The organism is Nitrosovibrio sp. Nv4, assembly GCF_900215485.1.
Lineage (GTDB): Bacteria > Pseudomonadota > Gammaproteobacteria > Burkholderiales > Nitrosomonadaceae > Nitrosospira.
Window position 1 is genome coordinate 936,170 of the sequence record NZ_OCMZ01000001.1, and the last position, 13,546, is coordinate 949,715.

Annotated in this window: 11 protein-coding genes; 5 read left to right on the forward strand and 6 right to left on the reverse strand. The window is 53.0% G+C overall.

Annotation, left to right across the window (positions count from 1 at the left end; all coding sequences use genetic code 11):
* Positions 1–78: 78 nt before the first annotated feature.
* The 4 genes from pepA to CRO05_RS04240 form a co-directional block, all read right to left on the reverse strand.
* Positions 79–900 carry a flocculation-associated PEP-CTERM protein PepA gene (gene pepA, locus CRO05_RS04225; protein ID WP_097065954.1) on the reverse strand — a complete coding sequence of 274 codons (822 nt, stop codon included), beginning with the start codon at positions 898–900 and terminating at the stop codon, positions 79–81.
* Positions 901–1,165: 265 nt separating this feature from the next.
* Positions 1,166–1,936: a long-chain N-acyl amino acid synthase gene (locus CRO05_RS04230; RefSeq protein WP_200814299.1), complete on the reverse strand. Its 771-nt coding sequence runs from the start codon at positions 1,934–1,936 to the stop codon at positions 1,166–1,168.
* Positions 1,937–2,671: 735 nt separating this feature from the next.
* Positions 2,672–3,454: an inositol monophosphatase family protein gene (locus tag CRO05_RS04235; RefSeq protein WP_097065955.1), complete on the reverse strand. Its 783-nt coding sequence runs from the start codon at positions 3,452–3,454 to the stop codon at positions 2,672–2,674.
* 3 nt (positions 3,455–3,457) lie between these two features.
* Positions 3,458–4,015, reverse strand: a complete 558-nt coding sequence (locus CRO05_RS04240) for a thioredoxin family protein (protein WP_097065956.1) — start codon at positions 4,013–4,015, stop codon at positions 3,458–3,460.
* A gap of 199 nt (positions 4,016–4,214) precedes the next feature.
* Here CRO05_RS04240 and CRO05_RS04245 point away from each other — a divergent pair, with 199 nt between their 5' ends.
* The 5 genes from CRO05_RS04245 to CRO05_RS04265 all read left to right on the forward strand — a co-directional run bounded on the left by CRO05_RS04245 (position 4,215) and on the right by CRO05_RS04265 (position 10,748).
* Positions 4,215–4,973: a 16S rRNA (uracil(1498)-N(3))-methyltransferase gene (locus CRO05_RS04245; protein ID WP_097065957.1), complete on the forward strand. Its 759-nt coding sequence runs from the start codon at positions 4,215–4,217 to the stop codon at positions 4,971–4,973.
* A gap of 139 nt (positions 4,974–5,112) precedes the next feature.
* Positions 5,113–6,453: an amino-acid N-acetyltransferase gene (argA, locus tag CRO05_RS04250; RefSeq protein WP_097065958.1), complete on the forward strand. Its 1,341-nt coding sequence runs from the start codon at positions 5,113–5,115 to the stop codon at positions 6,451–6,453.
* 277 nt (positions 6,454–6,730) lie between these two features.
* The gene (locus tag CRO05_RS04255; protein ID WP_097065959.1) at positions 6,731–7,003 is read left to right on the forward strand and encodes an oxidative damage protection protein; all 273 of its coding nucleotides are present in this window, start codon (positions 6,731–6,733) and stop codon (positions 7,001–7,003) included.
* Between the two features lie 84 nt (positions 7,004–7,087).
* Positions 7,088–9,169 (forward strand): polyphosphate kinase 1, encoded by a 2,082-nt coding sequence (gene ppk1 / locus CRO05_RS04260; protein ID WP_097065960.1) that lies wholly within the window; start codon positions 7,088–7,090, stop codon positions 9,167–9,169.
* A gap of 28 nt (positions 9,170–9,197) precedes the next feature.
* Positions 9,198–10,748 (forward strand): CYTH and CHAD domain-containing protein, encoded by a 1,551-nt coding sequence (locus CRO05_RS04265; protein ID WP_159462698.1) that lies wholly within the window; start codon positions 9,198–9,200, stop codon positions 10,746–10,748.
* A gap of 179 nt (positions 10,749–10,927) precedes the next feature.
* Here the strand turns inward: CRO05_RS04265 and fba are convergent, their stop codons facing one another.
* Positions 10,928–11,992 carry a class II fructose-bisphosphate aldolase gene (gene fba, locus CRO05_RS04270; protein ID WP_090880556.1) on the reverse strand — a complete coding sequence of 355 codons (1,065 nt, stop codon included), beginning with the start codon at positions 11,990–11,992 and terminating at the stop codon, positions 10,928–10,930.
* Between the two features lie 97 nt (positions 11,993–12,089).
* On the reverse strand, positions 12,090–13,544 hold the full coding sequence (gene pyk, locus CRO05_RS04275) for a pyruvate kinase (RefSeq protein ID WP_097065962.1): 1,455 nt from the start codon (positions 13,542–13,544) through the stop codon (positions 12,090–12,092).
* Between the last annotated feature and the right edge of the window lie 2 nt (positions 13,545–13,546).

The following is a 13,546-nucleotide window of genomic DNA, read 5'->3' on the forward strand; positions in this document are numbered from 1 at the left end:
CCTCCCTACTGTTGTTTCAAAAAAAAAGCCCACCCCCATCGGGAGGTGGACCTTCTGTTGGATCGGATCGTCAGAAATCTAAGAACGGCGCCGGCGGCTAGCGCCCATGGCCAGCAAGCCAAGACCGATCAGAACAAGCGACGCGGGTTCTGGCACCTGGTTAAAGTCGACTCCGCCGGTAGCCTGATTTATTGATGTAAGGTCACCGTTTTTCGTAATACCCTGGCCTGTATTATTGAATTCGGTGAATGCTATATCAAAGAACGGAACCGGATCAACGAAAAACGAGCTCCCCTCCGCTGTCAGGGTTAAGCTATTGATCGAGTTCAGGAACGCTCCGCCAAATTGGTTGAAACCAGACTGCCCGCTACCGGGATTCAATAAGCTTCCGCCGCCGAGAATAATATCGTTACCACCAACATCGACATACGTCGCATTCGTGGCCGTAAGCGCATTTGCTGCCGTAAAAGAGTTGCCCGCGTCTGGATCAAAAAACATCGTGTAATCCAGTTGGGTAAGGGTATTGGTGCTGTTGGGCGCATCAAGAGTGCCGGACGCAAGCACATCGGCCAGCTGGAAGGTTACGAAGAGGCCATAAGTATTCCCCAGCCCAGACGTTATGCCAAATATGGGGTTTGACCCAAGGCTGAAGCTGGTAAACTGCAGCCATCCCGATCCGGTGTGACCACCCACTCCGACTCCGCCTGCGGTCGACGTCAAGAGTTCCGACGAGACGCCGGCAATAAAGTCTGCCTGGAAGGGTCCCTGCGGCTCGCCAAGCCCACTCGGGTTAACGGTAAATACCGGTACCGCCCAGGCGTTTGAGGCGATCCCAACGGCAAGCACGGCCCCACTGGCGGTTGCCAAAAGGGATTTGCGTAAGTTTGATATATTCATCATGAATTTCCTTAGTTTTATAAGTTTTTCGTATCTGCGGCAATTCCGAAAAGAATATTTGCCTCAACATAGTATAAGCAGAAACCGTGCCAGCTATATTAAGCTCGAAATATCAGGTAGATAGACGGTTATCTTTTCCCCAGTGTAAAATTATTCGACGGAGCTTGCACGATTACGATTGAAGTGGCGTCGGAATACCGTAGGACGGAACGGCCGGTTGCCTGAATCAATAGCCTTCGAGAGGTGACGAGGCTAAAGGAGTTTTTGTCTAATTAATATGCCCACGAAGCGTATCGGCCAGTCCTTCTTCCTCATGTTGAGGAAGAAAGTAGCGATAGAGGGACTTTTCCTTAGATTTGCAAGAATTTGCTAAGGAAGCGATTTTAGCATCCACATATTCCAGCTCCAAATGCATCAGTACTGCTGGTGCGTAAACCCGGCGACAGATACGTTCTTCGCCGATCTGGCAGAGTCCGAGCATACGCTGATAGAATCCCGCATGACGCGGGTTCACCTCGATAAACAAGTCTGTAGCATTGTGGATGTTACGTCCATAGATATAGGCCAGGTGAAAAAGGGACCCTAATATCTCTTTAGAACTGTACCGGGGATCTACAGCCAATTTTGAGAGCTCGCACACGCTCCTGTTTTTCGTTCTGAAAATACTGATCTCCTCTTTGTACAGTTCGTCAGCAAGCAAGCCGTCATTTGAATCAAGTCCCAATGTCACTGTACCGGCCAGGCGCTCCCCGATGGTGGCTTCCAGTGTCAACCTGCGAGGATCATGCGGGGCTATAACTGCAACATCATTTTCCACATGATAGCCACGGCACGAATACATGCGTTTGATAAGCATGCTTGCCTGACTGCGTTGTATGGGTGAGTCTGCCAGGCGGATGCTGTAATCACTACGTCTCAGTACGTAGTTTGTACGGGTTTCATATAGAGATTGGTCAATTGAGTTCGTGAGCCGCAGGTCGTAGTCGGGACTTTTCCCGGCGGGGAAAAGAGACTGGTTTTTATTGGAGTAGCTATTCATCGTCAGGCGATTGCATGGGACTAATATCCGTCATTCAGTCATTAATCGGATTTATCAAATCTGAGCTGTAGCACTTGGTGTCATGGAATGATGACGTTTCAGTCACACAGCTCAGCGGATGATCTGTAAAAAAAGCTGCGTGAAATGGGATCAAGTGGGGCGCTAAAGAACGATAAAGGCGGTATCACATGTTGTGGTAGTTGCGCGTGGCAAGCGATTTCGGCATATTGCTCGTAACGGACCAGTACGATAAGCAGAATTCATGCCAGACTATTTCATGCATAGAATCAGCGTTTAATGCTTCTCTAAGCTCAGCCGTTGTCGCCAGAATCCGCCCATGATTCACTATTAATAGGTAAAGCGCTGTTTGCGCGTATTTTTCCCTGTCTCCAAAAAGCGACAATAAAGCTCAGCCGTCGAAAAATCGTGCCGACGCAAATGAGAGGATAAGAAGCGGAAGTATAAACCCGCCGATCCCCTCAGCACCGAGGAAGTACGGATCGCTAAAAATGTAGAACTGTCCCCTTCTGTTGAGTTATACGGGCAGGGCCGAGCGATATCCGTGTTTCAGGGCCTGTTGCAGCTGCGTATGGACAGAAAGCTGGACGAGCAGGCATGCGCTAAAAAATTCCTCAGGACCATGCGTGGCGCGTAGTCTGCCGAGGCTAATCCACTCTTGGAGCTGACCACCTGAACGGGCAAGGCGGAAATTGGTGGGGACACTAAGTGATGTGATTATCGATGCGCACGCACCCAGTCACGCCACTGATTAAACAGGCCCAGATCAAGCGCCGCGATGGCCGAGCGTTGCCAGAGCGGCTCAGCCCAGAAATCATCCTGGTCGAGACCACACATGTGCCCTCCGGCCTCTTCCAGAATAAGGCTGCCGGCGGCGTAATCCCACAGTTTTTGGCCGCCGTGCAGGTACAGGTCAAACCGCCCAGCCGCGGTGTAGCACCATTCCAGCGAACAAGAGCCGTAATTCCGCTGAGAAGAAAATGGCCGCGCCGAACAGATTCCCTCTGCGAGACCGCTGCTAAGGCGTTTCAAATCAATGTTTGCCATCGCGCTTCGCAACGCCGGCACATGTTCCTTGATTGGTAGTTTTTCACCGTTAAGATAGGCCCCTCTGCCCTGCTCGGCGTAGAACATTTCATCAGCAACCGGATTATAAACCGCGCCGAGCACACTCCTGCCCTGCCGCATCAGGGCCACCGAAACTGCAAAATAGGGCAAGCCGTTGACAAAATTGGAAGTGCCGTCGATCGGGTCCATGCACCATAGCCCGGCATCCCCTGCACGCCAATGCGAAACCTGCTCGTGCTCCGTCATTTCCTCTCCGACGATGGGACCGGGATAAATCTTTTGTAATTCGCGCGATAGCGTTTCCTGCGTGACAATATCCGCTTCGGTGAACAGGCTGCCATCCACCTTGCGCTGTCTTGCTACTTTCAGATAGCGCGGCAGTATTTCCTGCTGTGCGACGGCTTTGACCGCACTAATGACTGCGTCAAGCACCTGTTACTCCACCCGCCATTTAATCGAACAGCCGATGCTCGAAATCTGTTCGTCAGGCCCGCGGCCAGTCTCTGCGACCTGGCGCATCGCCTCGAAAAGATCGCGTCGCGCATCGGCGGGTGCGGCTTCCTTCCGAGATGCATCCAGACGGCCGCGGTACTGTAATTCAAGCTGGTCATTGAAGCCGAAGAAATCGGGCGTGCACACAGCCCCATAAGCTTTCGCGACCTGCTGGGTTTCGTCCCATACGTAGGGGAAAGAGAAGTCAAATTCCCTTGCTACCCGCACCATGTTGTCAAAAGAGTCTTCCGGATAATCCAGAGGATCGTTCGACATGATTGCAACCGCGCCTATACCGTACTCTCGCAATTCCGTCACGTCGCGCACGATGCGGTCTCGAACCGCTTTTACATAAGGGCAGTGGTTGCAGATAAACATGACGAGCAGCCCGTTCTTGCCCCGTGCCGAGGCAATGTTGTAGCGCCTCCCATCTACTCCTGGTAAATCGAAATCCACCGCCTTCCAGCCGAAATCACAAACAGGGGTTTCCAGGCTTGCCATGTTTCTCTCCTGAATGAATGACAAATGACTTATACGCTATTCAACTCAATACCTGAACGAAGCTCGCGCAAAAAAATTGCGAGTACCGGATATAATTGATAACCAATTTGTTGACGGTGCTATTCAAGACGAATTTGAAATTGGTCGAGGCGTTAATATTATCATGAGAGAAGCCCATTAATTCTCGTTCCTGAAATCAATGACACTGTCCCGTTTTTATTGCCCCGGCGAAATTTTCACTGGCCGGGCCATCGAGCTACCCGCAGGTGCCGCGCATCATGCATTTCGGGTATTGAGGCTCGAACAGGGCGCGAATGTGATATTGTTTAATGGCAATGGGGGGGAGTTCCTCTCGGTCATTGTGCGGATCGGTAGAAACGGCGCCACGGTCGTACCTGAAAAGCATCTGGATATCGAACGCGAGTCACAACTGGCCATTACCCTGGCTCAGGCGGTCTGCGCCAGCGAGAAAATGGACTGGATCATTCAAAAAGCGGTGGAGTTGGGCGTAAACCGCATCCAGCCCCTGGCGACGAAGCTGAGCATGATAAGGCTGTCGGGCGAGAGAGCGGAGAGACGTATGAGCCATTGGCAACAAGTTGCTATTTCTGCATGCGAACAGTGCGGTAGAAATCATATTCCTCAAGTGCTGCCGCTGGAGCCGCTTCACAACTGGCTTGGCACCCAAGCCAGTGATCGTAAAAATAGCGTTTCGCCTGATTCGCGTTTTATGCTCTCGCCTGTCGCAAAGAATGCCTTGCGCGATTTCCCCCGATCTTCCGCTGACGCTGCCATAACGCTGCTCATCGGTCCGGAGGGCGGCTTTACACCGGATGAGGAGGCCGCCGCCAAGGTGGCAGGATTTGTTCCACTGCAATTGGGGGGGAGGATACTTCGCACTGAAACGGCCGCATTGGCGACAGTCGCGGCAATGCAGACGCTATGGGGCGATTATTGATTTGGTAAATTCAGACCGTAGCGACACCTGGTTTTGAAGTTTGAATTTTGGCTGTAAACTGTAGAGCTTCTTCCTGAATTTAATTTCATCCGGCTTGGTAGGTAAATATCATGCAGCTTTCAATGCATTGGCCTGAACCGTGAGGGTCGACACCGACTTTGTAGCCTGGTTCCGCTCGGTCGCGCCCTATGTCAATGCATTCCGCCATAAAGTCTTTGTGGTCGCTTTCGGGGGCGAAGTGGTGGCCGACGGTAAATTTATTGAGCTTGTCCATGACCTCAACCTGCTGGCAAGTCTGGGCGTACGCCTGGTACTGGTCCACGGGGCCCGGCCGCAGATCGAATCCCGACTGAACGAACACAATCTGGAAACCGTATATGTAAGAGGGATGCGCGTCACTGACGCTGCGGCACTGCAGTGCGTAAAGGAGTCAATAGGGCGCGTCCGTGTTGAGATTGAGGCACTATTGTCGATGGGATTGCCTAATTCACCGATGGCTAACGCCGCCATTCGCGTTGCCAGTGGAAACTTCGTGACCGCGCGGCCCGTCGGCGTGATAGAGGGCGTTGATCTGATGCATACGGGCGAGGTACGCAGGGTGGATACCGCAGCCATCCGTTCGCGGCTGGACCAGGGAGAGCTGGCGCTGCTCTCGCCCCTCGGTTATTCGCCCACCGGCGAGATTTTTAATCTGACGTTGGAAAATGTTGCGGCTGAAGCAGCGATTGCACTCAAAGCCGAAAAGCTTATTTTTCTGATGGACGCCGGGGGCATAGAAGAGGAGCGTCCGGGGTGCTGGGAACCGGTACTGTCGCGTGAACTGACGGTGGCCGAAGGTAGGGCGCTGATGAATAAATTTGCCAACGACATCGTCAAACTTTCCGACGATGCCCAGCTGTATCTGCCCTTTGCAATGCGGGCCTGCGAAGGTGGCGTATCTCGTGTTCATCTCATCAGCCGGCATGTGGACGGTGCAATATTACAGGAGCTATTCACTCACAGCGGCATCGGGAGCATGATCTCCCAAGGCCCGTTGCAGAACTTGAGGGACGCGAAGATAGAAGATGTCGGCGCTATCCTGCAATTGATCGGGCCGCTGGAAGCTGACGGGACGCTCGTGCGGCGCAATCGCGAGTTGCTGGAAATCGAAATCGACCGTTTTGTGGTGATCGAACACGACCGTATGATAGTTGGCTGCGCTGCGCTCTATCCATTTCCTCATGATAAAGCAGGCGAGCTTGCATGTCTTACCGTGCACCCTGATTATCGCAGTGGAGGATACGGTGACGCGTTGCTCAAGCATATAGAAACCAGAGCCATATCTCAGGGAAGCAGAAAATTATTTGTGCTTACCACCCGAACCGCTCATTGGTTTGTAGAGCGAGGTTTTCTCGAGGCTGACGTACGCGAACTACCAAAAGCCAAGCAAGGACTATACAACTATCAGCGGCGCTCCAAGGTATTCGTAAAACAGATATAGAAAAGAGCAGATAACTGCCGGGCTATTTATCTGGCGGGAAAACACGAGGACTTCTCCCGTACCTGATCCAGAGTCAGTCCAAGCCAGCAGCGGGACTTTGTCTGCCACTGGTAGGAGGCAGCCCGGTATGACATTTGTGCCTTTTCTCGCTCGGTGCTAAAGTCAAGCCGCGCGGTTGTGATAGAAGTCGTATTGCCGCGTGGATTGTTACATGAACATCAATCTGCTGACGAAGCTGCGAGGCTCGTAGATTATCTGCGCATTTGGAGAGGATAAAATGGCAAGAGTTGTTAAGTGCGTCAAACTCGGGCGCGAAATGGAAGGGCTGGATTTCTCACCTTATCCCGGTGAGTTAGGAAAGCGTATTTTCGATAACGTATCGAAAGAGGCGTGGACTGGCTGGATCCGGCATCAGACCATGCTGGTCAATGAGTACCGCCTGAATCTTTCGGATATCAAGGCACGCAAGTACCTGGCTGAACAGCTTGAGGCGTATTTCTTTGGAAGCGGGGCCGAGCAGCCTATGGGCTATGTGCCCCCGACGAAGTAAATATGGCGAAGAAGCGGAAATATACTTCGTGCAAGTTCGATTCTCCATTTCCACACGGCTTAATAAGGCAGATACTGCTTATCCATGACAAATTCCCAACCCGGTAGCCGATTTCTCAACCGTGAGGTTGGGCAGCTCGAGTTCAATAGGCGAGTTCTTGCGCAAGCTGAAAACAAGGATATCCCGCTTCTGGAGCGCTTGAAGTTCCTGTGTATCGTCAGTAGTAACCTGGATGAGTTTTTTGAGGTTCGCGTTGCCGGATTGAAGGAGCAGATTAATCTCGATACGCCCGGCTTCGGGCCGGACGGGATGTTGCCGCATGAGGTATTCAAACTGGTTTCCGAGCAGACGCATGCGCTTGTGGCGCGGCAGTACCAGTTATTGAATCAGGAAATTCTGCCCGGTCTCGCAAACGAGGGCGTTCGTTTCCTGCGCCGTGTCGCGTGGAATGATGCACAGCGGGAATGGATCAAGGCTTATTTCTTTCGGGAGCTGATGCCGGTGCTCACCCCCATTGGGCTGGACATTTCGCATCCGTTTCCGCGCGTGCTTAATAAGAGTTTGAATTTTGCGGTTGAACTGGAAGGCAAGGATGCTTTCGGTCGCAGTTCCGGAACGGCTATCGTGCAAGCGCCCCGCGTGTTGCCGCGCGTAATTCTGCTCCCGGCCGAAATCAGCAGCAGCGAATATAACTTTGTATTCCTGTCCTCTATTTTGCACGCTCATGTGGGCGAACTATTTTCCGGCATGAGCGTGCTGGGTTGCTACCAGTTCCGCGCAACTCGCAATAGTGATCTGTTTGTAGACGAGGAAGAAGTCAAAAACCTGCGAATCGCGCTGCAAGGCGAGTTGCCCCAGCGGCATTTCGGCAACGCGGTACGCCTGGAAGTGGCCGACAGTTGTCCTAAACACATGTCGGATTTCTTGCTGGAACAGCTCGGACTTTCCCGCGATGATTTTTATCAAGTGGAAGGACCGGTGAATCTGGTGCGACTGATGCAGGTGCCGGATCGCATTGAGCGTCCAAACCTGAAATACCCGCCGTTCATTCCCGGTCTGCCGCTAACGCTGCAAAAGAAAAAAGCCCCGGATATTTTTCAGATGATACGCAAGAACGATATCCTCCTGCACCATCCATATCAGTCGTTTCAACCCGTGATCCATTTCCTGCAGCAGGCGGCAGTGGACCCTGACGTTGTCTCGATCAAACAGACTGTTTATCGTACCGGAACCGATTCCCTGATCATGGCTGCCCTGATTGCTGCCGCTGGTAGGGGCAAGGAAGTAACGGTAGTGGTGGAATTGCTGGCGCGTTTCGATGAGGAGGCCAACATCAACTGGGCGAGCCGATTGGAGGAAGTCGGTGCGCATGTGGTATATGGTGTGGTTGGCCACAAAACGCATGCCAAAATGGCAATGATAGTGCGACGCGAAGAAGGAAAACTGCGGCGTTACGTGCACCTGGGTACGGGCAATTATCATGCCGGCACTGCCCGGCTCTATACGGATTTCGGCCTATTTACCTGCAACGAAGAGGTGTGTGCCGACGTAAACGAAGTATTCATGCAACTGACCGGTCTCGGCAAGGCGGGAAAACTGAAATACCTGTGGCAATCTCCGTTCAGTTTCCACAGCCAGATGCTGGCGGCTATCGATAATGAAGTGCAGAACGCCAAAGCGGGAAAGCCCGCTCGTATTATCGCAAAAATGAACGCGTTGCTTGAGCCGGAAATTATCAAGGCCCTCTACAACGCTTCCGGCGCCGGGGTAAAAATCGATCTGATTGTCCGGGGCGTGTGCGCGTTGCGCCCCGGCATAAAGGGATTATCGGAAAACATCCGGGTGCGTTCGATCATCGGACGTTTTCTGGAGCATACCCGGATTTTTTATTTTCGTTGTGGCGGCGCCAACGCAATCTATCTTTCCAGTGCGGACTGGATGGACCGGAACTTTTTTCGCCGTATTGAAATATGCTTTCCGGTACTGGAGGCGAAATTGAAGAAGCGGGTGCTTACTGAAGGTCTGAACATGTACCTCAGGGACAACAGGCAGGCATGGGAAATGGATGGCAACGGCCATTATCATCTCAAAACCAGACGCAGGGGAAAGACGCTCTGTGCCCAGGAGATGCTGCTTACGGAATTGGCGGCAGCGAAACAGGGCTGAGGTACCGATATTAAGGAAAATGCCTATCATGGCTACCGAAATCGAACTCAAATTGCGACTGCCGCCGGGTAGCGTTGCACGATTGAGGCACAATCGATTAGTAAGATCCTTAAGTGTTTCCCGCTCCGTCACACGAAAACTGTACACCATTTATTACGATACACCTGATTTTGATCTCAGGCGTCACGATATTGCCTTCCGGTTGCGCCGGACCGGCAAAAGCTGGATACAGTCCATTAAAGGTGGAGGCGGTGCCACAGCGGGATTGCATCAGCGGTATGAATGGGAGACCCTGTTGCGGACAGCGCAGCCTGATTTCACCGGGATTTCAGATCCTTCCCTCATCGAATTTTTCAAAAATGCCGATATTCGCGAGCAATTGCGTCCGGTATTTACTACTGAGTTCAAGCGCAGCATCCGTACGCTATGTCTTCCCGGTGGCAGCGAGGCCGAGTTCTGTCTGGACCAGGGGGTAGTCAGCACCGTCGATGCCAGCGTTCCGTTTTGTGAAGTTGAACTGGAATTGAAATCGGGCGGCCCGCTGTCGTTATTCCAGCTTGCATTGGATCTGCTGCACACTGTCCCCCTCAGGCTGGAAAATGTAAGCAAGGCTGAGCGTGGTTATGCACTTGCTTCCGGCAATAAATCTCCGCCTCTCAAAGCCGTGCCGGTTCAGCTTTTTGCTGAAATGAACGTAAGTGAAGCGTTCAAAGCGATCGCCTGGAATTGCCTCAATCATTTGCATAGCAACGAGACGGGCATGCTGGAATGCCGGGATGTTGAATATCTGCACCAGATGCGAGTTGCTTTGCGCAGAGAACGTTCGACCTTCAGTATTTTTTCGAAAGCATTTTCCAAATCCGCGTTTTCTCCCCTGGTGCAGGAACTGAAATGGCTTTCCCGGCAGCTTCGGCCAGCCCGGGACTGGGATGTATTTGTAACGGGAACATTAGCCGATGTTTGCGCCCATTTCCCGGAGCTTCCGGAGATGCTGGCACTACGGGAACAGTGTGAGGCAATATGGCGCGGTCACAACGAGAATGCGCGCAACGCAGTCGAATCCCGGCACTATACGGAAATGATGTTGAAGTTCGGTGCATGGTTAAGCGCAGAATCCTGGCTTGCCCAATCCGACCCGACGGCCTTGAATGCCGCCGCCGATACCGCATCCAGGGCGCCGGTGAAAGAATTCGCCGAAACATTGCTGGCGCATCGTCACAGGCAAATAAAAAAATACGGCAGGAAACTCGCGAACCTGGATGTCCCGGAATTACACGCGCTACGTATTATCGTAAAGAAACAACGTTATGCCGCTGAGTTTTTTGCCCGATTGTACTCCGGTAAAAAAGCGAAGCGCTACATTAAGTCTTTGGCGGCATTCCAGGATATTCTGGGCAGGATGAACGACACGGCCGTTATCGAACGACTGCTAAGCGAACTGCCTGTCGGTCAGGATAAGAATGGCATGCATGAAGCAATCGGCATCGTCCGGGGTTGGGCGGCAAGCCTGGTGCTGATGAAAAAGCCGGAATTGAATAAAACCTGGATGCATTTCAAGAGAAATGATCCATTCTGGTAAAGCTTCTTCGATACGTCCTGAGTCGAGCAGATAAAGGCAAGCCGTCTGTTTATGACGGATCGGTCTTCCGATAGACAAAAGGCGATCCGGTGTTGATCGCCTTTTATCCGTCCTGTCAGTCCCGGTTCAACTTGCGGTGGTCAAAATGAAGTGACGCGCAACGGGACCGATAGGCGTTTTTACTTGATGACGGCTTTCAACTCGCCTTTGGCATATTTACCCGCCATATTGTCCAGCATGACAGGCTTGATTTTGGCGGCCTGACCGGCGCAGCCGAATGCCTCGAAGCGCGCCTTGCAAATATCTTTTGCCGCTGCGGTCGCATCCTTGAGGAATTTGCGCGGGTCGAACTCGCTCTTGTTTTTAGCAAGATGGCGCCGGATTGCACCCGTCATTGCCAGACGAATGTCGGTATCGATATTGATCTTGCGCACCCCATGCTTGATGCCTTCCTGGATTTCTTCCACCGGGACGCCGTAAGTTTCTTTCATATCCCCGCCGTATTCACGGATGATATCGAGCCAATCCTGCGGTACGGAGCTGGAGCCGTGCATGACAAGATGTGTATTGGGAATGCGCTGGTGAATTTCCTTGACACGCTCAATAGCGAGAATATCGCCAGTTGGCTTGCGCGTAAACTTGTACGCGCCATGGGAGGTCCCGATGGCAATTGCCAGGGCATCCACGCCTGTCTGCTTGACGAAGTCCGCAGCCTGCTCCGGATCGGTCAATAGTTGGTCATGGGAGAGCTTGCCTTCCGCTCCGTGACCGTCTTCCGCCTCCCCCATGCCTGATTCGAGCGAGCCCAGACAACCCAGCTCTCCCTCGACAGAAACCCCTACCGCGTGCGCCATTTCCACCACCTTGCCGGTGACCTCGACATTGTATTCATAAGATGACGGCGTCTTGGCGTCTGCCTCCAGCGAGCCATCCATCATGACGCTGGAAAACCCGCTACGGATGGCATTTATGCATACGGAAGGAGATGCGCCATGATCCTGATGCATGACGATGGGAATGTGGGGATACGCCTCTACCGCGGCCGCGATAAGATGGCGCAAAAAAGGTTCGCCGGCGTATTTGCGCGCCCCGGCAGAACCTTGCATGATCACCGGACTATCGCATTCATCTGCCGCCTGCATGATGGCCTGAATCTGTTCCAGATTGTTTACGTTGAAAGCGGGCAGGCCATAGCCGTTTTCCGCTGCGTGATCCAAAAGTTGACGCAATGATACGAGTGCCATTTGAGCCTCCTCCAAGTTAGAATTAGTTATCGTGAACCGTAAGTGATAAATTGTTAGCTATAAGGCATGAAAAACGGAAAACAAGATCTCGTGGGGTTTATGATTCCGGCTTCCGATCATGCCTTCTGTGTTCTCCTACCTTCACAATCTTCATGGTGTTGGTGCCGCCAGCCTTGCCTACCGGCTCGCCGATAGTCATGATAATCAGATCGCCGTTGCGCACCGCGCCACGTTTGAGCAGTTCGTTTTCGGCATGATTCAGGATGATCTCCGGATCGTTCGAGCCGCCGCCGAACTTCACCGGGTAGACACCACGGAATAAAGTCATTTTACGACGGGTGTCCTCTTGGGGGCTTAGCGCAAAAATAGGGACGTTGGAACTTCTGCGCGACATCAGCAGCACCGTCCTGCCGCTTTGCGTGAGCGCGGCGATGGCCCGGATTTTCAGGCCACCTGCGGTGAACATGGTCGCGCGTGCAATCGCTTCCTCTATCGTGTCGGGAAGGCCGCCCTGGAGCCGGCGGAGTTCGCTGGCTACCAAATATTCCTTTTCTGCCTCGAGACAAACCCTGGCCATGGCCGCGACTGCTTCGACTGGATATTGTCCTGTAGCGGATTCTGCCGATAGCATTACCGCATCGGTGCCATCCAGTACCGCATTGGCTACATCGGATACCTCTGCACGGGTCGGGATCGGGCTGGTGACCATGGATTCCATCATTTGCGTAGCGGTCACCACCAATTTGTTGTTGGCGCGAGCGGTGCGGATCATTCGCTTCTGCAATGCCGGCACCACCGCGTCGCCCACTTCTACCGCAAGGTCGCCACGCGCCACCATGATGGCATCGGAGGCTTCCAAAATATCGTCCAGCGCTAGAATGGCCTCGGATCGCTCGATCTTTGCCATCAGCAAACTCTTTCCGCCGGCCTCGCGCATCACGTTACGCGCCCACCGCATATCGTCCCCAGAGCGCGGGAAAGATACGGCGAGGTAGTCCGCCTTAAGCGCTGCCGCAGTTCTGATGTCTTCCACGTCTTTGCTGGTCAGCGCGGGTGCGCTAAGTCCACCACCCTTGCGGTTTATACCTTTGTTGTTGGAAAGTATTCCGCCCTGCTCAACCACACAATATACCTTGCGCCCCTTGACCTCCGAAACGCCAAGTACGATGCGGCCATCGTCAAGGATAAGCGTCGCACCGGTTTCCACATCATTCGGCAGTTCCTTGTAATCCAGGCCCACGCGCTCCTGATCGCCCAGATCACATTCGGCGTCCAGCACGAATCGGTCGCCGGTTTTGAGCAGAATATTCCCCTTCTCAAATTTGCCAATGCGAATTTTTGGCCCCTGCAAGTCCGCCAGAACGCCTACGGCATGACCCGCAGAACGCGCCAGCGAGCGAGTCAATTCAGCGGCTGCGATATGCTCTTCCCTTGTACCATGGGAAAAGTTGATGCGTACGACGTCCACTCCGGCATTTATCATCCGCTCCAGTACCTTGGGGTCTCTGGATGCAGGGCCTAGCGTTACTACAATTTTCGTTCTTCGGATCATTT

Excerpts from the sequence above, each read along its gene's own strand:
- pepA (WP_097065954.1), bottom strand. The coding sequence starts at position 900 with ATGATGAATATATCAAACTTACGCAAATCCCTTTTGGCAACCGCCAGT.
- CRO05_RS04230 (WP_200814299.1), bottom strand. The coding sequence starts at position 1,936 with ATGAATAGCTACTCCAATAAAAACCAGTCTCTTTTCCCCGCCGGGAAA.
- CRO05_RS04240 (WP_097065956.1), bottom strand. The coding sequence starts at position 4,015 with ATGGCAAGCCTGGAAACCCCTGTTTGTGATTTCGGCTGGAAGGCGGTG.
- CRO05_RS04245 (WP_097065957.1), top strand. The coding sequence starts at position 4,215 with ATGACACTGTCCCGTTTTTATTGCCCCGGCGAAATTTTCACTGGCCGG.
- CRO05_RS04255 (WP_097065959.1), top strand. The coding sequence starts at position 6,731 with ATGGCAAGAGTTGTTAAGTGCGTCAAACTCGGGCGCGAAATGGAAGGG.
- ppk1 (WP_097065960.1), top strand. The coding sequence starts at position 7,088 with ATGACAAATTCCCAACCCGGTAGCCGATTTCTCAACCGTGAGGTTGGG.
- CRO05_RS04265 (WP_159462698.1), top strand. The coding sequence starts at position 9,198 with ATGGCTACCGAAATCGAACTCAAATTGCGACTGCCGCCGGGTAGCGTT.
- fba (WP_090880556.1), bottom strand. The coding sequence starts at position 11,992 with ATGGCACTCGTATCATTGCGTCAACTTTTGGATCACGCAGCGGAAAAC.
- pyk (WP_097065962.1), bottom strand. The coding sequence starts at position 13,544 with ATGATCCGAAGAACGAAAATTGTAGTAACGCTAGGCCCTGCATCCAGA.